We start from the raw sequence: 22,983 nt of genomic DNA on the forward strand, positions 1-22,983 counted from the left end.
TTCTATTACTTTTCATCTGCTAACTCCTGGAAATCTTTATCTATATAACCAGGCAAACGAAATCTCACTTTGACCGGGGGCAGATCAATACTCATTTTCTGTGCCAGTAACTGACCGTCAATATACTTATTTTCAAAAACCGGTACAGTTAATTCACCGAGAAAAACCATCAACTGTTCATAGGACTGAAAACAGACAGCACACCAATATTCACTGTCAGTCACTCTTTGTCTGAGCTGCGCAGGCATTTTTTTAACCTGTTGAAACTCTTCTTTCAGCCCTCTCATCTGCTCTAATGCATCTGCATCTGTATTCCTGTCAGCATGCTTTGAACATGAAACCGGTTCGGATTTACCTCTCTGCCTTCCCCTGTTATAAACAGATTGTGCAGATACTTTAATTTTCATTATTTTATCTTTTTCCATTAGCACATTCCCAGCGATAAATTTCTAAATCACACAGCGGAAAATACTCCAGAATTTTTCGGTAATCCTTCGGATAGAGTTCTTTAACAGGTAACAAAAAACGTAAATCCAGACTATCAAATGAGCAGCCAAACACCCTGTAATCACTTCCCAGCCTGATGTTATGCTGCTTAAAACAGCGGAGCAAATCCCCTTTTTTCCAGTCCCATACTGGATAATACTGACACTGACTCTTCACAATCGATCCGTGTCTCTGCATACTCAGGCGCTGTTTGGAACTATGTTCCACTCTGGTACCGTTCGCTACCGGGGTATTGGACGGTAAATTAAATTTTCTGCACATCATCCGGCGGATATCAGCAAAATCAAAATTCACCAAATTTGCCTTATCAATCACAGATATATTAGATGGTGGCTGAAAAACATGTGCACTGAGCATCTGATACAGTGCTGGATGCGGCAAACGGGTAATTTTGAAATTAAACTGGCGTTCATATAAATCAAGCTGTTCTTCTACAAATTCCAGCTCGGGCACCAGATACAAATAATAGGGATAAATCTCAGTAAAACTATCCCTAATTGCCAGATACGCAGCAACAGCATTCTTACCTGTGCTAAATGCCAGAATACTCTGACGATGATCACAGGCCATCTTCCGGACTGTTCTGGCCCCAGATAAAATAGCCATATTCGCAAAATTCCCTTATAAACCAACACTGCATAACTCAATTAGTATAGCCAAAATAAATTTAGATGCTCAATATGCTGCAATTACCCTAAGCTATTAAAAAATATAAAAAATAGCTGCATACTCATTAAAACAGCAATAAAAAAGCATAGCCAACCTTATTTAAATAAATTTATGTCTGGCATTCAGCTTATTATGCAAATAAATACCTAATGATATATCTGGTAAAGTTTTCGATTCCGGCTTCAACCTGCTTCTTGACACTAAAAGCTATTTCCTAGCACATATTGATAAGTCAACTTATATAAAAAAATTAAATTAAAAATCAGTAATTTACAATATTAAACATTACATTAATTTTTGATTTAACATCATTCATAACCCAGATTTAAAAATATTTATATAAATATCAAAACCATATTTAAAATATTTTGTATATTTCAGTAATAATAAGAAAATATTTGTAGACATAGATTAATATGACTGATATCATTAATACCTGAATATCTAAGCTATTTATTTCCCTGACCCGGTCATTTTGTTTATAAGCTTTTCTCCTACATTCCGGCTTATAAATTTTTAATGACGGGTTCTTTTTTTATATAAATTCATAAATCTATTTTACATTACTAAAATTTTATTCTTTTTCTATCTATTCTATTCTTCTCAATTCATTAAAAAACAGAATAAAAAAATTTCCTCATAAATAACTGTTAATTTTAAGTAAATTATTTGTGGTTTTTTTACAAATTAATCAAATTTTTATACTTTTGCTTTTTTATATAGGTATTACAATTTTCGAAGCAGGCATCAAATTCATCTTTACTGCTAAAGTCTTTTCTATCCAAATATATTAAACGTCTATATGATCTGATAGAGTTTTTTCTCTTTAAATACAAATAAATTCTATTGTGAAATTTAATCACTGAATAAAAATCCTGCCACTCAAAGTATGTCTTATTTCCTTTTTTTTCTTTTGTCAGGCACTCAGAAGTAATTTCAATAATATAATTGCCAAATCCTCCTATTTTTTCAAATTCATCCTTGATTTTAAATATCGGATAGAAAATAGTTATAATATTCAGAATTATCAGAGAAATTGTTATTCTATTTATATAAATATTATAAGCATCAATACCAATTACTATAATCAATATTGGAAGTGTCATAATAAAAGCATAAAAGGCTTTAGTATTTATTTTAATAATCATAGGATTAATCCGGTAAAAATAAATTTATAATTACTGATGTTTTTACATACCAGTATATAAATTTTTTTTAACGTCTGATTTTTTCATTTTAGCCATTGCATTATACATTTATTTGTTAACTTAACATCGACAATAAATCCTCAATTCAGACAGCATTCTGTTAAATTAAAATTTTAATTTCTCAAAAAAAGAATTTTAGTTAACCTGAAATCCGGTTAATTATCCGTTTTACTACTTATCATTATCATTTATCATAATCAAAAAGTGATTTTTAAGTTTGCCATTCCTGAATTACTGTGCCAGTGGCTGCCATTTTCATACTGATACTGAATACCTGCTTTCAGATTATGGCTGATCTGTACATTTCCACCTACAGCAGCATTCCAGCGTGTTTTTGCTGAAGCCCATTTACCGGAACGTTCATTTCCGTGTATTCCGGCAAAACCTCCGCTCATTGCATATTCTCTGTCGCGAAAATCATGCTCAATACCCAGCAGTCCGAAAATATCAAACACAGTATCCCGTATACCAAAACGATATTGAGTAAGAATACTGGCCGAACCGGCTACAACACCTTTATTAAGCTTTCGGGCATATAAACCATAACCGTTTGCCCCGTCTTCACTAAAATGATTCTGTTGCAAATAATCATATCTCAGACCTAGCTGCGGTGTCAGAATCAATTGATTCAGATAAAACGCTTTACCTCCTTTAAAAGCCAGTTGCCATACGTTACCTTTGGCTTTTGCTCCTGTTGCTTCTGACGACTCACCCAGCCATATTCGCCGGTTGACATCATTGGAAAAACGGTTGTATCCAAAGCTGCCGGATATGTAGGCACCGTTCCATCGATTTGGCGCATAAAATGAACCAGCAATTAAACCATTGGTTTTAATATCAGCATTGCCATATTGTTCATTCCAGCCGGTATTTTGAAAAGTATAAGCCATCGCTGCAGATAATCCGTTACCAAATTTTTTACTGATACCGAATATACCGCTATTAGTATTCTGTTTTCCTCTGACAACAGTGGGATTCCAGCGATTCTGTGAATGATTAAATTCCATAATCACATTAACCTCATCAGAGTTATTCTGAATTGATGACATAAAGTCACTATTCAGTTTTCCTAATGTCAGAGTGCTGACCATATTAGCGTTACTGTAAACCGCACCGGATAAAGAATATAACGACCGCCTTAAACGCTGAGCGGACTGTACATTCTGAATTCTGGCCGCACCATCGAATAATTCTTTATCCTGTTCACTATATTGGTCTGCAGCGGGTATACCATCCAGCTGGCTGAAAGCCGTATCCACAGCTCTGGCAGCGGACTCTATTGCCGGATCGGCAATACTGCGGGTTAACAGACCATTATCCATAACAGCTTTTTGTGTAGAAATGCGGGTAATATCAAAATCTACATTATTGTCATCGTAAACCGTTTTACCATCTAGCAGAATTCCACCGGAAAATTCAGTTGAGTCAAATTCACCCAAGCGTTTCTGTGCATTAATAACAGCTACTTTTATCCCTGTCTGAGGCACAAAACCGGCTTTAAGCGCATCGAAATATAATCTACCGGCTAGACTGGCAGTACCATTGACAGTAGTTCGACTACCAAGGCTGGTCTGAAAAGTACCCGCCCTCGTCTGGTTAAAACTACCATTAACAGTGGCATCCCGACTAATAAATGTACCTGAATTATCTACTGAACCAGTGAAGCCTTTAACCAGATAAGCAGCATCTTTACCAATTTGCGTTGCAGACTGGCTACTGCCATTTACGGCCAGCGTACCGGAATTAATCTGCGTTTTACCCTGATAAGTATGATTACCCTGCAATATCAGTGTTCCGGTACCATCTTTGATTAGCCCGCCTTGCCCGCTGATATCATTACTGAATACATAGCTGCCGTCGGTTACATTTGCTGAGAAATCACCGAAGGCAAATTGTGCCGGTCCGTTAACCGCCTTACCAATATTCAGCAGTCCCCAGCCATATACCGAATCTACACCTTTAGCGCCCAGGTCAGTGGCCGTCGTCAGTAATGTGGTTCGTAAATTATTATTGGTCATCCAGGGATATTTTTGTTTAACCAGTGCCGCAGCAGCAGTAACCTGCGGAGCAGAAAATGAAGTGCCCGTGATATAGGTTAGTGGCAATGCATTAATATCATCGCCGGGCTTTGCGTATAAATTAGCAATCTCATACTGATAATAAGCCACCATACACCAATTTTTAGTATCGCCGCATCTGTTGGAAGACTTTTGAATTGTATTATCGCTATTTACACCAGCAACAACGATCCAGCCTTTCTGCAATTCAGGTTCAATTAAAGGAAATAACGATTCAATACTGGGCTGACTTTGCCCATCATTGGCAGCTGCCCAGATAAACAGCATATCATCCCGAAGCAGAGAAACAAAACGACCGATATAGGATGCAGATTTATCAGCAGGATTATTTGCATTTAAATAAGCTTTAGCTACATTAGTGTACCATTGCTTATTACTATAATAATTAGCGCCATAACTGTTATTGACGATTTTCACGCCAGCCTTATCAAGCGCGTTAAACGAATCTATGGTAGCCAGTAAATTGATTAATCCCGGCCCGCGGCTATCTGTTGCACTGGCTGAATAAATTTGCACCTCCGGAGCAATTCCAATTTTTTTACCCCTGACATCTTTACCGGCGATATTTAAAGCTACTGCATCACCATGCGGGTAAGCTTTACCATTATAAGGTGTCCCGAACTGTCCCAAATCAACAACATTGTCAGGTAAAGCCGGATGATTAACATCGACTGGCAAATCAACAATACCGACCTTCACCCCCTTACCATCCAGCCCCTGATCCCGTGCATCTTTCAGATTTAGTAGGTTAGCTTGTGTATTATCCTCACCGTATACACTGCGAGGATACTGGTTTTTACTCAACGGAACTTTTATTGCTGATTCGGTACTGTCCATTCTCGACGGATTGGATGAAGGAACAGGAATATTATCAGCCGGATCTATCGGAGTCGGATCAACCGGCTCATGTTTGTCTGGATCTGGATTAACTGGAGGAGGATTAACTGGTGAAGGATTCACCGGAGGAGGATTAATCGGAGGAGGAGTAACTGGTGAAGGCACATTCGGTGTATTTTCTCCGTCTCCCGGTGTCTGGTTTCCGGTACCGGGATCGGTTCCACCCGGTTTACCGCCAGTTTCCGTAGAATTAGAATGAACACCACTGCCACCGCCACCACATGCCGTTAAAGCAAATGAAACAGCAATCACTATTGATTTAAGCATTAAAGCTGAATGTTTCATACTGGCTGTTCCTTTATCTTAATTTGAAAAATAAATATAAAAATTTAAATTTCATTTTTATTAATATTTCTTGATAACCTTAATGAACATTGATTTGCTTATTCAGTTCGGGTTTAGCATTCAGGCATGATACATGGTCTAAATTACTGATTTACTTGTCTATATATTTATTAACCAAATAAGATTTTTTTTATCTATTTTAATATTCCGTACTATTATGTATTTAATTTCAGATTGGTAAATTATAAATAAATATACCAAATAAATAATTTATAGCTTTATTTACAATATGGATTTAAACCGGCGAAATATAGGTACTAAAAGGCATTAATGCAGTATCTCATTAAAAAAAATAAAATTTTTACGCATAAAGAATAATATTTTTTAAATTTTTTACTCATAAAACATAAATATATGCTTTATAAATTAATTATATTTGACTTGATATATTAAATATTTAGAAGAAAACATTTAAATAAACAATATGCGATTAAATTCAGCTAATTATTACTTATATTAAAAATACTTTCATAGACAACAACTTATACAATCAGTTACCGTTATAAAAGGAACACAAGGCAACAAACCGTAACTTGTTTAGATAAATAAGGAGATAAGCATGAACAAACGCAAACCGCTAAAAAGAGATATTAAATTCAGCACCACTGAAGAATTAAGGGAAAATGCACGCAAAAATTATGAAGACGGACCGATTACTTCTACTTATGAGCTGGATGTAGAACGGGTAATCGAACTGCTTAATATAGCTTTGGCTTCAGAATGGGTATGTGTACTGCGTTATCTGCGACATTACTACATGGCAACCGGCCTGTTTATGGATGCTGTTAAAGAAGAATTTATGGAACATGCAGAGCAGGAACAAAAACATGCAGCTATGCTGGCTGAACGTATCACCCAGCTTGGCGGTGAACCGGATTTGAATCCGGATGTGTTTATTCAGCGTTCACCGACAGAATATATTGAGGGAGAAACTTTACGGGATATGGTAGAGTCAGATTTGATTGCAGAACGTATTGTGATTGATCTTTACCGGCAGGCCATTATGTATGTCAGCGATTATGACACCACTACTAAACGCATACTCGAACATATTCTTGCTGAAGAAGAAGATCATGCAGACGAATTATCCGACATGATGGAAGGTTTGGATGGCAAACCCGTATCGAAAAAAATAATTTAATAATTTAGTGATTTAACATAAAAATCCGTAGTTAGTCTGCGGATTTTTTCAGACTGCTTTTCCAGCCAGTAGTGTATGTTTGAACTTTATATTTATTATTATTTCAAACTATCTATTATGACATAATTCTATTTATCTTTATAGCAATAAATCGCTCAAACTTGAGGCAAATTAATATTCCGACAAACCTTTTAAAGAAAATACTCAGGTAAATTGTGGTATGAATCTCTTTGCACTACAATCATATCAAGAGGTTTCCAGAAAGATATCTGGATTATTTTTCAATAGTTTATGGAGTAAACAACATGAAAGCAATGGTGTACTACGGAGCAGGTGATATTCGTTTTGAAGAACGGGCTAAACCAGTTATTATCGAACCAACTGATGCAATCATTCGTTTAACCCGGACAACTATTTGCGGTACCGATCTGGGTATCTGGAAAGGAAAAAATCCGGAAATTGAACAAACCGCCATTCAAAAAGACGGTCAATTCAACGGTCGCATTCTCGGGCATGAAGGGATTGGTATTATTGAAGAAACAGGCAGTGCGGTTAAAAACTTTAAAAAAGGCGATAAAGTCATTATTTCCTGTGTCAGCCGCTGCGGTACTTGTGAAAACTGTCAGAAACAGCTTTATGCACATTGCCAGAGTGGTGGCGGCTGGATTATGGGCTACATGATTGATGGTACTCAGGCTGAATACGTACGTACTCCCTTTGCAGATAATTCACTTTACCGATTACCGGCAAATTTAAATGAAGATGTGGCCGTTTTGTTGTCAGATGCCTTACCTACTGCACATGAAATCGGCGTGCAATATGGTGATGTTAAACCCGGCGATACAGTAGCCATTGTTGGTGCCGGCCCGGTAGGAATGAGTTGCCTATTAACCGCACAATTATATTCTCCCTCCCAGATTATCATGATTGATATGGATGATAACCGCCTGCATATGGCAAAAGAGCTGGGTGCCACGCAAATCATTAATTCTGCCAGTGAAGACGCGGTGGCGCGTGTTCTGGAGTACACCGGCGGCCGCGGAGTAGACTGCGCTATGGAAGCTGTAGGGCTTGAAGCCACATGGAATATCTGTCAGCGTGTGGTAAAAGAAGGGGGACACTTGGCTAACGTAGGTGTACATGGGCAATCAGTCAACTTTGAGCTGGAAAAACTCTGGATTAAAAATCTTACCATTACCACAGGTCTGGTTAATGCCAACACTACCGGCATGTTGCTAAAAACCTGTTGCTCAGGCAAACTGCCGATGGAAAAGCTGGCTACTCACCACTTCCACTTTAATGAACTGGAAAAAGCTTATGATGTCTTTAAGCATGCTGCAGATGAAAAAGCCATGAAAGTTATTATTGATTATTAAATACTGCCGAGCAGATAAAAGCTTTAATGAAATCAGCCCTACTAAATAAAGCAGCCATTAAGGCTGCTTTATTGATTACTGTCTGTTTACAAAATGATTATCTCTTTAAATCCGCTGAAAAATCGAATATTCAGCAATTCTGTTATTTATCCGATTCGCCGTAGAATTTAAAATATCAATTTATTCTTCTTCATCCTCATCTTCCTGCACGCTAACACTGTGTTCAATCAAACTGGGAACCACAAAAGAAGTGGCTAATGCATTTTTATTCTCAGAAAGATGTTGCAGATAAGCTTCATCAACATCACCCGTAATATAACGGCCGTCAAAGCAAGAACTGTCAAAACCTTCAATTTGCGGATTCAGCTTTAAAACTACCTCTTTCAAATCATCCAAATCCTGAAATACAACACCATCGGCACCAATTTCCGCAGCCACCTGCTCTGCATTACGCCGGTATGAAATCAATTCTTCCCGGGTTGGCATATCGATACCATAAACATTCGGAAACAATACAGCCGGTGCGGCGGAAGCAAAGTAAACTTTTATCGCTCCTGCTTCACGCACCATATCCACAATTTCCCGGCTGGTTGTACCACGTACAATAGAATCATCTACCAACAGAACTTTTTTACCGCTAAACTCATAATTCATCGGATTAAGCTTTTGCCGCACAGATTTTTTACGCACAGCCTGCCCGGGCATAATAAATGTCCGGCCGATATAACGATTTTTAAATAGTCCTTCCCGGTAAGGCTTATTCAAATGCAAAGCCAGCTCCATAGCACTGGGACGGCTGGTGTCCGGTACAGGCATAATTACATCAATGTCTGCTAAATCCAGTGTCCGTTTTACCTTTTCTGCCAGAGTTACCCCCATATTCAGGCGAGCCTGATATACCGATACTCCATCGATCACAGAGTCCGGGCGGGCAAAGTATACATATTCAAACAGACAAGGCATCAAATGAGGTTCCTGTGCGCACTGCTGTGAAAATAACTGGCCTTCATTACTGATAAAAATAGCTTCACCGGGTGCCACATCTTTTACCAGCTCATAATCCAGACTAGGGAAAACCACAGATTCAGAAGCAACGACATAATCTGTATGACCGTTCTCTTCCCTTTTACCCAGACACAGAGGCCGGATACCAAGCGGATCACGAAAAGCCAGTAAACCATAACCGGCAATTAATGCCACCACACCATACGCACCATGTACCCGTTTATGCAGTGCGGCCACAGCAGCAAAAATATCCGATAAAGCCAGTGCAGTACGATTCCCAACCTGGTTTTCCAGCTCTCGTGCCAATACATTAAGTAGCACTTCAGAATCAGAGCGGGTATTTACATGGCGTAATTCAGTAAAACAGACATTTTTAAATAACTCCTCGGTATTGGTCAGATTACCATTATGTGCCAGCACAATTCCGAAAGGGGAATTTACATAAAAAGGTTGCGCTTCAGCACTGCAATTGGCATTTCCGGCTGTCGGGTAACGGACATGAGCAATACCAACATTACCTATCAGTTCACGCATATTACGGGTACGGAATACATCACGTACCATACCGCGACCTTTATGCATGTGAAACATATTACCCTCAGCGGTAACAATTCCGGCAGCATCCTGTCCGCGATGTTGCAGCATCTGTAAACCATCATATAAAAGTTGATTTACCGGTTCATGTGCCACAATACCCAATACACCACACATTACTTTCTCCATTCAAGACAAATAAATACGCGCGTTTTTTGTTATTAAAAACGCGCGTTGTATTCGGTTACTTATGTTCATGCTGTTATACCGATGATGAATTCAGCTTATCAGCAAGAAAAGACGGCAGATAAGGCACCGCCACCATCGCCAGCCTTTCAAACATGCCTGCTGTAAATGAATCCCGCCACACAGGAGATTTCGGCAAATCAGTAAAAGAACATATCAGCACCACTAAAGTGACAATAATAATTCCTTTAATCGCACCGAAACAGGCGCCCAGCATACGATTAACTCCGCCAAGCCCGATCGATTTCAATGCTGAAGTAATCACTGTGCGCATCAGACGCTGAATAATCCATAACACACCGAATACCATCACATATGATAATGAAACAGCCAGTGCCCGTGGCTGCATAGTCGTAAAAGCCATATCAGCCACAGGTGCGGCCAGCAACTTGGCTCCGACAAATGCAACCACCCAGCATAACAGTGAAGCTATTTCGCCCACCAGCCCGCGCATCATAGCAACCAGGGTTGTTAACAATATCAGACCGAGAGCCAGCACATCAAAAAGGGTCATGCAATACCAACTTCCTATAAACCAATTACCAGTCCGTCCAGTCCTGCAGCATGCACTTTATCCAGATTTTGCAAAGCCTGACTGCGATTATTATAAACCTGGCTGCGTACCCGATACAGTGTGCCTTTACTAGTCTGACTTTTACTGATACTGGTAGTGACACCGGCAACAGCCAGCCTTTGCTGTACCAGATTAGCCTGCGCCTCAGTGGTATAGGCACCAATCTGAATTACAGTCCGTTCCACAGACGGTTTATTATTGCTACTGGTAGCATTGCCTCGATTCTGACCGGAAGCAGAATTTTTAGACACCGTACCGGCTGCTTTATTTTCCAATATCTGCTGCGGTGTCAGTTTACCGCCTGCCGTATTATTTGCCGGTTTTGCTGTCGCCGCCGGTTTTACGGGTACTGGATTTTTATTTATTGGTTTAGGTGTTGCAGACACAGGTTTTTTGTCTGTATTAGCAACTTCACTTCTGTTTTTTACTACAGGTGTAGTATCAACTGTACTGGCTGGTGTTTTATTTGCCGGCTTTACTGTTACAGGTTCAGTTTTAGGGCGGTTACTGCTTGCCGTATTAACAGGAACCTGTTTAGTTTTTTCTGTTGTTTCTACCGGAGTTCTGTTAATAACCGGTTTTGGTTTAACAACTGGTACTGCTTCACTATGTACTTGTTGTCTGTTATTTTTTTCAACAAACTTTCTTTCAGAAGACGGTTTGATACCTGCTGAATCAGTATCATTTGGCCGCCGCTCTGGCGGTACTGGTGTATTATTTATTTTAGCTGGCAAGACAGGTTTAGGATGTGTTGTTTCTTCACGCATTACAGGTCTAGATATACTGTTTTCCTGTTTATGTTCAGATACCGCAGATGCATTACCCGAACCGACAGTTGTATTCACCGAAGATGACCTTGCCGCCGTTACCGGTTCCAGTACTATAGCTGAAGCAGATTGTGCCTGCGCCACAACACTCGCCTGAGACACCATACCTGCTGTGCCGGAAGCTGTTTCTGACGAAGCAGTTCTGACTTCAAGCTGTGGTGCCGGTACAGACTGAGGCGTGCGACGGCTCAGCATAATAACCAGCAATATAGCAGCAATGACTACCATAATTAATGCACCTACCAAACGGCGCCTGTTGCGCCGTTTCAGCTGTTCATAATTTTCCTGTGCATTCATTAATCACTAACTCCTCTGACCTTATCGTTTCTATTTTCAGAATTTACCTTGAAGATAAATCTATTATTTCTGCTACTGTATGAAACGAACCAAATACAACAATTCTATCATTCTCACCGGCCTCTGATAAAGCAGCCTGATAAGCTTTCTTAACATCAGGATAAGCTGTCACAGCAGTAATATTATGCTGAATAAATTTTTCTTGTAAAGCCTGTACAGTCATACCACGCGGCAAAGCAAGCGGAGCTATCAACCAGCAATCAAACTGATCTTTAATAATTTCCAAAACCGCATCAATGTCTTTATCAGCCAGCATACTGAATACAGCCATGCGTTTTTCTGCATAGGGTAAAGCAATTAAACTGCTGCGCAATGCCCTTGCTGCATGAGGGTTATGCCCCACATCCAGTACCGTAACCGGTCGTCCGGGCAACACCTGAAATCTTCCCGGATGGCGTACGCGCAACAAGCCGCGTTTAATTGCACCAATATCCAGAGGCAAACGTTCAGACAAACATTCCAGCACAGTTAATGCACAAGCCGCGTTACTAAGCTGAAAATTACCGCGCAATACTGGTATCGGTAAAGCATGACGGGCATGTTCACCTGTATATAAACTACTTTCTTGTGGATGAAAACGATACGACCACTGCTGCATTTCCATCTTATGGCAATCAAAATCTCGGCCAAACAAAAGTAAATCTGCTCCTACCTCTGCCGCATGCGATGACAGACTGTGCGGTACAGGAATCTGAGCACAAATTACAGGCTTTCCAGCACGCATAATGCCTGCTTTTTCAAATGCCACTTTTTCTACTGTATCACCAAGAAATGCCTCATGATCCAAATCAACACTGGTAATCACTGCCACATCGGCATCAAATATATTGACAGCATCCAGCCGCCCGCCCAGCCCTACTTCCAATATCATTACGTCTACATGCTGACGTATAAATACATCTACGGCAGCCAGCGTATTAAACTCAAAATAGGTTAACGGTATCTCAGCCCGTGCTGTCTGTATATGTTCAAACGCACTGACAATCAGATCATCAGCAACAGCTTCACCATTAATTGCAATACGTTCATTAAAACGTAACAAATGCGGACTGGTTAAGGTACCAACCCGATAACCGGCTTCATGATAAATCTGTGTCAGATAAGCGCACACCGAACCCTTACCATTGGTTCCGCCAACAACAATCAGCGGACATACCGGCTTTAAACCCATCCGGTCACGAACAGCACCTACCCTAGCCAGCCCCATTTCAATTTCGCCGCCGGCCACACCATTTTCCAGATGTTGCAGCCATGAGGACAAACCAGTTGCATGAAATTTTTCTGTCATTATCCTAATTTTTATCCTTCAGCCTGAGCCTGCGGATAACCTTATTCAAGATTGATTGCCTCAAAACCGATTGTGTATTGTTTGGCTGACACCAGCGTACCCATACTTGTAATCTTCGCCATGCCTGCGCATCGGTCATATCCGGTAGCAAAAGCTGGTATACGCGGCCGCGCGAAGTTTGCCAGTGTAAAGCCATCATATTTGCTCTGATAACAATACCTCTGCAACACAGTTTAGCCGGTACAGCAGCTTTGCCCTGTGCAAATAGCAGTGAAGCCTGCCCCTGTGAGCTGATTTCAATTTTTTTGACTCTGCCTTGCCGCAAGCCATAACCTGCCCATAGTGCAGATAATAACCATGCCAGCAGCCATATCAGACATAACCAGCCTGTACTGTAGAACACAATAGCCACTAGTGTCAGTACATGCATAATCACAACCAAATATAAAGCACATCGGGATGGCTTCAGCCGCACAACACATGCCATCATCAGATACTAAACCTGTTCTTCACCATATACCGGAGATATATGTATATCTGTATCTACCAGATCCAGTACCATATCATGCACTTCTACTGTAAAAAAATTCCAGAACTGATCAATATCCAATACCGGCCACAGCTTACGCTCAACTTCCCATGCAGACAGCTCTGCCTCAAAAATCAGATTAAAACGTTCACCAATATAACCAATGACCTGTTCCGGGGTTTCAAATTCCGGTACCAGCAATGTAGTACAATTACTCTGGAGTTGTGACAAAGTTAACTCAGGCAAATCATCACTGGTACTTTTCAGCCAGTCGAGAAAAGCCTGAGCAGGTTTCAGCACAACAGCACTGCGATCAACAAAATACATGCCCTATCCTTACTAATATTACTGAATAACCATATTGTACTGTAAACGTTCTGCGATAGCGTATATTTACCGCCCCGCAATTTTCAATTACCGTACAATCAGCTTATTGTGTCTACAGGGTTAACTGCCATGCCTCACACCATTCATCTAGCCCGGTTTCAGCAAATCCTTACGCCTGATGAAATCCTCACTGACAATCAGCTTATCGAACCATTTTGTACCGACCAGCGCGGCCGTTATCATGGACAGGCTTTTGCAGTATTACAACCGCATACTGTCAGCGCTGTACAGGAAATTATGCGCTATTGCCATCAGCAGCATATTCCTGTTACTCCGCAAGGCGGAAATACCGGCTTGTGTGGCGGTGCTACACCGCATGCTTCTGTTGCCGGTAAAGGAATTATCCTGTCGTTAAGTAAACTTAACCGCATGCGCAAACTCAATCTGGCTGACAACACCATTACCGTAGAAGCCGGCATGATACTCGCTGAAGTACAGAAAATCGCTCAAACTGCCAATCGCTATTTTCCCCTGAGTCTGGCCAGTGAAGGCTCCTGTCAGATAGGCGGAAATATTGCCTGTAATGCCGGCGGTCTGAATGTAGTGCGTTATGGCACAATGCGTGATCTGGTACTGGGTCTGGAATATGTCCTGTCCGATGGCGAACTGGTCAGTCACCTGTATCCACTGCATAAAAACACCAGTGGCTATGAAATGCGTCAGCAAATCATTGGCAGTGAAGGCACACTGGCGATTATTACCGCTGCCACACTAAAACTGTTTGCTCCGCCGCAAAGTGTCTTAACAGCATGGATTGGCGTAGACAATATTCACTCTGCCACCAGTCTGTTAGCCGCACTGAAAAATCACTTTGCCGAGCGCCTGTCCAGCTTTGAACTGATCAGTCAGGCGGCTCTGAGTTTGTCAGCCAGCTATAGACAGTTACGCGAACCAACTCATGCGAGCTGGCATATTCTGGTAGAACTGAGCGATAGCCTGCCGGCACAAAATTTAACCGACCCCTTAATCAGCGTACTGGAACAAGGTAACTGGCTTAATACAGTTATTGCTCAGTCTGAAACAGAACGTCAGCATTTATGGAGTTTGCGTGAAAACATATCTGCGGCACAACGCAGTCTCGGAGCCAGTATTAAGCATGATATTGTCGTTCCGATTGAACATGTTGCTGACTTTGTCGAAAACTGCCAGCAACAACTGATTAAAACCTTTCCGCAAACCAAGACCATTTTATTCGGCCATCTCGGTGATGGCAGTCTGCATTACAACGTTTTTATTGCTGATATTATGAATAATGATGTTTATCAATATGAAGAAAACATCAATAAAGTCGTATATGAACAGGTATTAAATTACCATGGCAGTATAGCTGCCGAACATGGCATCGGTCAGTTAAAAAATCAATGGCTACCACGTGTTCGCAGTAATGCAGAAATCAAATGGATGCAGGCACAAAAGCATAACCTCGACCCCGAAGGTATCCTGAATCCCGGAAAAGTTTTACCTGTGCATACGTGATATAGTAAGCATTTTTAAATCAACTATGAATATGAGTGAAGTTACTCTGTATACCGACGGCGCCTGCAAAGGCAATCCCGGCGTGGGTGGCTGGGGGGCTTTTTTACAATCCGGCAGCCACAGTAAAGAGCTTTTCGGCGGTGAGGCTAATACCACCAATAACCGTATGGAGCTCACAGCTGTAATTCAAGGACTTGCAGCATTAAAACGCCCGTGTATTGTTAACATCTACACAGATTCACAATATGTTAAAAACGGCATGCAGGAATGGATTCATAACTGGAAAGCACGCGGCTGGAAAACTGCCTCAAAACAGCCGGTAAAAAATGCTGAACTGTGGCAGGCACTGGACAGCGAAGTAAGTAAGCATCAGGTACACTGGCACTGGGTTAAAGGCCATGCCGGACATCCGGGAAATGAAAAGGCTGATGAACTGGCTAATCGCGGTGTAGAACTGGTTAAATAAAGCTTTAATTTTGTATAAATTATTATCACCTACCCACTTCTCAGCTACCATAATAGTGCTATCATGCCTAGAAGCATATTGTTTGATAAGTTTTGGTATCGGCTTAGAAGAATTTAATACTCAGCCTAAACCGGCAGATATGGGCTCGAAGAAATTTTCTGGAAAAACAGATTAATTTAATTAAATTAACCATTTAATAAATATTCAGATAATATTTCTATTTAACTGAAAACATTCTACTCTGACCAAAATTTTGCTACAAATTAATATTGAAAATAATCATTAATGTCCATCATAGCTATAGCAAAAAAATAAATAAATTCAATAATATAATAAACAACCAGGAAACAATACTAACATATCTTATATTATTATCATTCAAGATTGAAACTAAATTATTGTTATATTTATCAATCGATCTATTAAGTAGAAATATATTAATTTATTAAAAAACAAAGCCTGATTCCTAAGATATCAGGCTATGCAATGCTAAATTGAGCGTTAAATCATAATGAGTAATAGAGATGATTACCAAATCATATTCCACATAATATTCCAATCCATATCAACCTTATTCCATACAGAGAAATTTTAAACTCAATTTATTATTTAACCAAACAATTACTATTTCGCTTTACATTCATTACATTGTTCTTTACCAGTTGGTTTATTATCCACCTTAACCCATTTATCATTATTAGGATGGTAATGATTATTAGAACAACTTTTTTCCCAATGATAAGTATCACCACCTTTTATATAATAATAAGGAGAATGAGGTTCTGACATAATATGTCCTTTCTATTTAATCGAAACATAATTAATTAATAATTTAAATATAAATTATCACTATATATCCATATTTTACATTTCAATAATATATGAATACAATTTTTATATAATATCTTTTCTTATATTTTCAATAGGAATTTAAAAATAAATTTGGTATTTTATTAATCAATTGTCCTTGGCATAGAACTAGTTGAATAAAGCTTTAATTTCTTTAGAAATTATTATCACTTACCCACTTCTCAGCTACCATAATAGTGCTATCATGCCTAGAAGCATATTGTTTGATAAGTTTTGTATCGGCTTAGAAAAATTTAAAACTCAGCCTAAGCCGGTAGATGTGGGCTCGAAGAAATTTTATGGAAAAAACAGATTAATTTAATTAAACCTTTTTTTTTATTCCATGCTAAAATATTCCAATATTATTGAAAACACAATAACACGATTGCAATGATTATTTATAATTAATCTATAAATACATGTATAAAATACCTAATTTTTCACCTAAAATATAACTCAGTATCTAGTTGAATTTTTTAAAATAAATCAAATTTCCATTTAAAATAATATATTAATTGAATTAAAAATATATTCAGTGTACCTGTATTTAATACAGTTTTAATCTCATTTGAGAAATATAATGGTGTGTGCATGATTAATTTTAATTTACAATCATATTATAAGAACATAGGCGGGCTTATTTTTGAATTCGCCATACCCCCTAATAAAAAAGCCGTCTACAGTACTACATCTAAATACCTGACAGAAGGAGCGTTCAGCTTTATTGAGGGCATTATATACGAGTATGTTCCTAAATACGGTGAATATGGGCATTGGGGAATCACCGAAGTTAATACAGAACAATGGCTACTTATAAAACCGGCACTATTAAGGCTTAAGACCAGAGTTGATCAAGCCCAGAATTTAAAAGAACTTAAAAGTGATTTATTTGATTTTCGTTTTGTCTGTATGCTGGAAGACGATTATTTAAAAGAAACGGCTCACAAGTTTTCTAAATCCAAACCTTTGCTTTCTCAGATGATTATCGATTTTATAGCCTGGATTGATGTAACTATACAAAAGTATGGTTCATTCTATATTATAGGCATATAACTTTTTCATTTACTAAATCTATAAAGTTTTCAATTAAACTTGTAGCATTAATTTTTTATCCTATCTTTGGCAAGGTTTGTTTATCTTTTTGGAATATATGATATTCTAGGATGATTTACATTCCCGCTATTTATTCCGTCATGATGATTGCCTGCTTTATTGATCCATGCTAAGGACAGGATTTAACCAGACTAATTACTTAACATATGAAATTAAAATGATGACGTAACAAAAATAAATAACCTATTGATTTATTAATTGCTACCTTCATGCTGCTGTTCATATTATTTACAATTGAAATCCGTTGCTTTGATTAAACTGCTTAACTTTTTGCTGTTTTATGTACATAAACCTAATATCCGCCGTTTAACGCAGCGGTTAAAACATAAAACTATCATTATAACAGGCGCCAGTTATGGCATTGGAGAGTCGCTTTGTTATCTTTTAGCCGATATTGATTGCAACTTAATATTGGTTGCGCGCACAGTTGATAAACTGCGCGAATTAAAGCAACGGCTCACTATGAGCAAAGCTAAAGTTGACATTTATGCAGCTGATTTGCGTGATCAGGAACAACTTGATGGATTCATAAAATATATACAAAATTTACCTGTTGATATATTTATTAATAATGCCGGTAAATCGATTTGTCGCCCGGTCATGCAATCGTTAGACCGGCAGCATGATTTTGAACGAACCATAAAATTAAACTACCTGACTCCGGTACAATTATGCCTTGCACTTATCCCCAAATTACAGCAAAGTAAAGGACATATTATTAACGTTTCGGCTGTCAATGTGTTGTTTGCGCCAGCGGTGAATTGGTCAGCATATCAAGCCTCAAAAACGGCATTCGATCAATGGCTGCGTTCAGCAATGCCTGAATTACAAAACCGGCAAATCAAAGTATCGACAGCATATTTACCTTTAGTAAAAACAAGGATGATCGAGCCGACCAAAGCTTATCAGAACTTACCTGCATTACAGCCAAAGCAAGCTGCTACAATTATAAGTTATTTATTACAAACACAAAAACGCCAATATAAACCATGGTGGGCGATGATAGTGCAATTGGCCAGCGTCCTGTTTAATGGCATCTGGTTTAAATTAAATTGTTATTACATTAAGAGAAAATGATGATAAAAACAATCAAAGCGCTATACACCATTAAACTTTTGACTTTTAAAGGAATTTTTTATTTATTAATGAGTTTTCGTTCGGTTGGAATGAATTTAATGGCATTGCTCTATGTACGTCAGAAACTGAGCCCAGACCAAATTGCCATTAATGAAAATGACAATTGCATAAATTATCGTACACTTTATACGCAGTCACAGCATTTAGCCAAAAAATTAGCAGCGCATTGTGACATAAAACCGCATCAAAAAATAGCCATAATGGCAAGTAATCATACTATTATGATTCAAACTCTCTTTGCTATTGCCCGCCTAGGTGCAGATATTTACTTACTCAATACAGAACTATCAGCCAAGCAATTACAAAATATACAAGATGCGGTAAAATTTGATTGGATCATACATGATCCTCAAATTCCTATCTTAATTGATGTCAAATCATTACCAACAGATCATCCGGAGCAAATTTCCATTTACTCGCTCTTAAAGGATAAGATGCCACCCTATTCCGGCAATCTTAAAGTTACCCATTTTAATAAACTTACTGTGTTAACCAGTGGTACAACAGGACGTTTTAAAATGGCAGGACGCAATAGTAAAGCACAAAATTTTATCAGTCCTTTTTATCAATTGTTGATGAAATTAAACCTGAGCAAATATAACAGAATCTATATAGCAACACCGATTTACCATGGTTTTGGTATTGCGACATTGTGTATGTCGGTACTATTAGGTGCCACTATATTTATCAATAAACGCTTTGATACCGCCAAAGTTTGTCAACTTATTAACAAACATAACATTGAAGTTATCACCCTCGTTCCCTTAATGCTCAGTCGAATGATGAATTATTCTGTAACGCAGTTACGTAGTTTAAGATGCATCATCACCGGCGGCGCACCAATTGCTGTCACACTGGTTCAACGAACAATTAATCAACTTGGTAAAGTGTTATTTAACTTATATGGCACATCGGAAGCTGGAATATGCCTGATTGCAACGCCGGATGATTTGATCACTCACCCATCAACTCTAGGTAAGCCTGTTAAAGGATTATCAGCCAAATTAATGAACAATGGCATAGAGGATGCGATAAAAGGTGAACTCTATATCAAATGTGCGTGGTCCACTCAGGGCAAAAACTGGACTGCTACTGGTGATATAGTTCAAAAAGACAGTACAAATAATTACTATCTAAATGGTCGGGCTGATGACATGATAGTTTCAGGTGGTGAAAATGTTTACCCATTCGAACTCGAACAATGCTTAGTTAACCATCCTGACATTAACGACTTAGCCGTTATTAGTGTTAATGATGAGGAATTCGGACAGAGATTAGTGGCATTTGTGGTATTAGCAGCGCATACTGAACAAACCGAAGATACTTTAATAGACTGGTTAAAACCACAAATTGCACGTTACCAGATGCCTAAAAAAATATATATCATTGACGAATTGCCCATGACTCATATTGGCAAAGTTGACAGAAAACAACTTATCAATCGATATTATGAATTATCTAAGATCTGAGTTAGCGAAAACACCAGTACTGATTAGCATAATAGTATTTTTTAAAAATTTTTATTTTTCAAAAGCATTATCATTGCTTGTTACCCGCTCAACTAATCCTTTTATCGTATTTATAAAAGGATTTTTCTCCGATTTATAATACATAATATAATCAATATCTGGTAATGCCGGAAGTTTCAGGATATCGGTGTAATCGATAAATTTCTTAGACATTGACGATCTGTTCAGGCAGCCTATGCCTAATTGAGCCTCAATAGCAGACTGCATACCAATAACACTGGAAGCATAATGAGATAAATTATAAAATATTTTATTATTTTCTAATTTATCTATAGCTAATTTTTGTAATAAGCAGCCTTTTGGCAAAGTTATAATTGGCAGCGGATCAGATCCGGTTATACTAAGATCTTTCGAACCAGCCCAGCAGAGCGGTTCATGCCCTACAACCATAAAATTATCATTATCGGGTAATCGCTGCCCGTTTAAATGAATAAATAAAGCAATATCATATTGTTCCAGAGTATGTTCAAGAAGCATTTTTGAACTGCTCTGAATTGAGACATTAAATTGAATATTCTGACATTGGTCACGTAGTCCTCTTAATACAGATGCTATCGTGGCAGGCATAAAATAATCTGTAATTGAAAGTGTCAGCTCATATACCGAATCATGGTTTCTAATATCATTTATGATATTATCATTTAAAGATAATATCTTTTTTGCATGCTTATACATTTTTTCACCAATAGCTGTCGGTTTCGCGCCGTATCTGCCACGATGTAGCAGTTGTGCATCGCAAAATACCTCAAGCTTTTGGATTTGTTCACTGATAGCCGATTGAGATTTAAATAAAATATTCGAAGCTTTTGTATAGCTGCCCATTTCTATAATGACAACAAATGTGTGAAGAATTTCTAAATCAAATTTTTCCATAGTGTAATCAGTCTTCATTAATTAGTGTCATTAGATTTCTTTAATATATCGGATTTTCCGTTATAAATAAATCAAAAAATCCTGTTTTACAGATATAAAAAATTTTAGCTATTATTTTCTGGAAAAAAGGAGTTCATCAATGTCTTTAAATTCAAACAAATTGCCGGATAAAAATATTTTTTCTGATAACCATAAATGGAAAGTTTTATTTACAGGTGCATTCGCTAATACATGCTTTACCTTTGTTATCGGCGGCGTACCTGCAGCCTCCATTATTCTACGTAATGATTACCATATCCCAACATCTGTATTAGGGCTTTTAATGGGCATTGTAGGTTTTGGAATTGCTGTAAGTGAATTACCCTGGGGAATTGCCACCGATCGCTTCGGAGATCGACCGATATTAATTACAGGATTGTCCACAACTGCCATAGCTCTTTTCACCCTGGCTTATTTTGCAAAAATATCATCACACACTTCAATAAGTATCATTTTATGTGCCGGTTTACTAGTCGTCGGTCTTTTTGGGAGCAGTGTAAATGGTTCCAGTGGCAAAGCGATCATACAATGGTTTAAACCACAGCAACGCGGCTTAGCAATGAGTGTAAGGCAGGCAGCTGTACCACTTGGTTATGCATTAGGAGCATTATTCTACCCTTATATATCAATTCATTATGGATTCTCGACCACACTATTTATATCGGCATTTATTTGTATTCTGGCTGCATTATTCAGCTATCTATGGATTATTGATCCGGATAGTGAGAGTGAACGCAAAACACCGGATATAACACAATCACTCAAAAATAAATCAACTCAGCCAATGAAATCATTGAAAGTGTGGCGCATTGTATTAGCTGTAGGTATTTTATGTGCACCACAGTTTGCATTGATGACATTTTCAATGCTTTTCTTGCACGATTTTGCCGGATTAAGTATTGGATATATCAGTATTCTACTATTTTTCATACAAATTAGTTCAATACCAACACGTATCGGTAGTGGCTTTTATACAGATAAAAGGGGAAATAGAAAATTTTTTCTGAAAGCGGTTACAGCCCTTTCATTCATCTTATTCTCAGCCCTTACCGTATTTACTTATTTTTCATATAAACTCAATATACATCATTTTGCCTACTTTGTTAGTTTCATTATTCTTATATCTGGTATATCAATTTCTTCCTGGCATGGAATCGGATATACCGAACTGGCTACAGTTGCCGGACAAAAGAGTGTTGCAACTGTATTAGCCATGGCTAATACAGTAGTATTTTTCATTCTGTTTGCAACTCCAGCCATAATTCCATGGCTATTACATCAATTCTCCTGGGTTGGCGTTTGGGCAGTCATGGCTGTTATTTGCGCAATAAGCTATTTCTTATTTGAGAATCCATCATCTGAAAAATAATTTTTTATTCATAGGAATGTACCACCCTGCTTTACTCTGCATAAAACAGACTGAATTTTGGTTGGTGATTTTACCGATAAATCTAATCTATCTAATTTTGAATTGATTTATGAAGATTATTTTGAAAATAGCTAAACAGTTTGTTAGATTTGAAATTTCATTTT

The 22,983-nt window shown here is 38.3% G+C and carries 20 protein-coding genes; 8 read left to right on the forward strand and 12 right to left on the reverse strand.

Annotated elements, in window-relative coordinates:
- Positions 1-5: 5 nt before the first annotated feature.
- The 4 genes from H3V11_RS01090 to H3V11_RS01105 all read right to left on the reverse strand — a co-directional run bounded on the left by H3V11_RS01090 (position 6) and on the right by H3V11_RS01105 (position 5,644).
- Positions 6-425: a hypothetical protein gene (locus tag H3V11_RS01090; RefSeq protein WP_198223420.1), complete on the reverse strand. Its 420-nt coding sequence runs from the start codon at positions 423-425 to the stop codon at positions 6-8.
- Positions 412-1,113, reverse strand: a complete 702-nt coding sequence (locus tag H3V11_RS01095) for a phosphoadenosine phosphosulfate reductase (protein WP_078475158.1) — start codon at positions 1,111-1,113, stop codon at positions 412-414. The genes H3V11_RS01090 and H3V11_RS01095 overlap by 14 nt, the downstream gene beginning before the upstream one ends.
- A 743-nt stretch (positions 1,114-1,856) precedes the next feature.
- Entirely contained in the window at positions 1,857-2,324 is a 468-nt protein-coding gene (locus tag H3V11_RS01100) for a YcxB family protein (protein WP_198223421.1), read from the reverse strand.
- Between the two features lie 257 nt (positions 2,325-2,581).
- Positions 2,582-5,644 (reverse strand): S8 family serine peptidase, encoded by a 3,063-nt coding sequence (locus H3V11_RS01105; RefSeq protein WP_198223422.1) that lies wholly within the window; start codon positions 5,642-5,644, stop codon positions 2,582-2,584.
- A 619-nt stretch (positions 5,645-6,263) separates the two neighbouring features.
- On the opposite strand from H3V11_RS01105, the gene H3V11_RS01110 reads away from it, so the two are divergent.
- Together H3V11_RS01110 and H3V11_RS01115 are read left to right on the forward strand one after the other, a co-directional pair.
- A complete protein-coding gene (locus tag H3V11_RS01110; protein WP_025331132.1) occupies positions 6,264-6,845 on the forward strand; it encodes a bacterioferritin in 582 nt (193 codons plus the stop codon).
- A 305-nt stretch (positions 6,846-7,150) separates the two neighbouring features.
- Complete coding sequence (locus H3V11_RS01115) at positions 7,151-8,221, forward strand: zinc-dependent alcohol dehydrogenase family protein (RefSeq protein ID WP_084552987.1); 1,071 nt, start codon at positions 7,151-7,153, stop codon at positions 8,219-8,221.
- Between the two features lie 180 nt (positions 8,222-8,401).
- On the opposite strand, the gene purF is transcribed toward H3V11_RS01115, so the two are convergent.
- From purF to H3V11_RS01145, 6 genes are all read right to left on the reverse strand, one after another.
- Positions 8,402-9,937 (reverse strand): amidophosphoribosyltransferase, encoded by a 1,536-nt coding sequence (purF, locus tag H3V11_RS01120; protein ID WP_198223423.1) that lies wholly within the window; start codon positions 9,935-9,937, stop codon positions 8,402-8,404.
- Positions 9,938-10,022: 85 nt separating this feature from the next.
- Positions 10,023-10,520: a CvpA family protein gene (locus H3V11_RS01125; protein WP_198223424.1), complete on the reverse strand. Its 498-nt coding sequence runs from the start codon at positions 10,518-10,520 to the stop codon at positions 10,023-10,025.
- Positions 10,521-10,534: 14 nt separating this feature from the next.
- Entirely contained in the window at positions 10,535-11,704 is a 1,170-nt protein-coding gene (locus H3V11_RS01130) for an SPOR domain-containing protein (protein WP_198223425.1), read from the reverse strand.
- 43 nt (positions 11,705-11,747) lie between these two features.
- The gene (gene folC / locus H3V11_RS01135) at positions 11,748-13,052 is read right to left on the reverse strand and encodes a bifunctional tetrahydrofolate synthase/dihydrofolate synthase (RefSeq protein WP_198223426.1); all 1,305 of its coding nucleotides are present in this window, start codon (positions 13,050-13,052) and stop codon (positions 11,748-11,750) included.
- A 4-nt stretch (positions 13,053-13,056) separates the two neighbouring features.
- Entirely contained in the window at positions 13,057-13,542 is a 486-nt protein-coding gene (locus tag H3V11_RS01140) for a protein YgfX (protein WP_198223427.1), read from the reverse strand.
- A gap of 6 nt (positions 13,543-13,548) precedes the next feature.
- Positions 13,549-13,908, reverse strand: coding sequence for a hypothetical protein (locus H3V11_RS01145; protein WP_078475149.1), 360 nt, complete (start codon positions 13,906-13,908; stop codon positions 13,549-13,551).
- 129 nt (positions 13,909-14,037) lie between these two features.
- Here H3V11_RS01145 and H3V11_RS01150 point away from each other — a divergent pair, with 129 nt between their 5' ends.
- Together H3V11_RS01150 and rnhA are read left to right on the forward strand one after the other, a co-directional pair.
- The gene (locus tag H3V11_RS01150; protein ID WP_198223428.1) at positions 14,038-15,444 is read left to right on the forward strand and encodes an FAD-binding oxidoreductase; all 1,407 of its coding nucleotides are present in this window, start codon (positions 14,038-14,040) and stop codon (positions 15,442-15,444) included.
- Positions 15,445-15,475: 31 nt separating this feature from the next.
- Positions 15,476-15,910, forward strand: a complete 435-nt coding sequence (rnhA, locus tag H3V11_RS01155; protein ID WP_078475184.1) for a ribonuclease HI — start codon at positions 15,476-15,478, stop codon at positions 15,908-15,910.
- Positions 15,911-16,534: 624 nt separating this feature from the next.
- On the opposite strand, the gene H3V11_RS01160 is transcribed toward rnhA, so the two are convergent.
- Positions 16,535-16,699: a hypothetical protein gene (locus H3V11_RS01160; RefSeq protein ID WP_198223429.1), complete on the reverse strand. Its 165-nt coding sequence runs from the start codon at positions 16,697-16,699 to the stop codon at positions 16,535-16,537.
- Positions 16,700-17,350: 651 nt separating this feature from the next.
- Here H3V11_RS01160 and H3V11_RS01165 point away from each other — a divergent pair.
- The 3 genes from H3V11_RS01165 (at position 17,351) to H3V11_RS01175 (ending at position 20,478) form a co-directional block, all read left to right on the forward strand.
- A complete protein-coding gene (locus H3V11_RS01165) occupies positions 17,351-17,812 on the forward strand; it encodes a hypothetical protein (RefSeq protein ID WP_025331143.1) in 462 nt (153 codons plus the stop codon).
- A gap of 309 nt (positions 17,813-18,121) precedes the next feature.
- A complete protein-coding gene (locus H3V11_RS01170) occupies positions 18,122-18,949 on the forward strand; it encodes an SDR family NAD(P)-dependent oxidoreductase (protein ID WP_100116085.1) in 828 nt (275 codons plus the stop codon).
- Complete coding sequence (locus H3V11_RS01175) at positions 18,949-20,478, forward strand: class I adenylate-forming enzyme family protein (RefSeq protein ID WP_198223430.1); 1,530 nt, start codon at positions 18,949-18,951, stop codon at positions 20,476-20,478. Before H3V11_RS01170 ends, H3V11_RS01175 begins: the two co-directional genes overlap by 1 nt.
- 51 nt (positions 20,479-20,529) lie before the next feature.
- Here the strand turns inward: H3V11_RS01175 and H3V11_RS01180 are convergent, their stop codons facing one another.
- On the reverse strand, positions 20,530-21,411 hold the full coding sequence (locus H3V11_RS01180) for a LysR family transcriptional regulator (RefSeq protein WP_198223431.1): 882 nt from the start codon (positions 21,409-21,411) through the stop codon (positions 20,530-20,532).
- A 139-nt stretch (positions 21,412-21,550) separates the two neighbouring features.
- On the opposite strand from H3V11_RS01180, the gene H3V11_RS01185 reads away from it, so the two are divergent.
- Positions 21,551-22,819, forward strand: a complete 1,269-nt coding sequence (locus tag H3V11_RS01185) for an MFS transporter (RefSeq protein WP_198223432.1) — start codon at positions 21,551-21,553, stop codon at positions 22,817-22,819.
- The last annotated feature ends 164 nt before the right edge of the window (positions 22,820-22,983 follow it).

Origin of the sequence: Snodgrassella sp. W8158 (assembly GCF_016100435.1) — a bacterium.
GTDB classification, from domain to species: Bacteria; Pseudomonadota; Gammaproteobacteria; order Burkholderiales; family Neisseriaceae; genus Snodgrassella; species Snodgrassella alvi.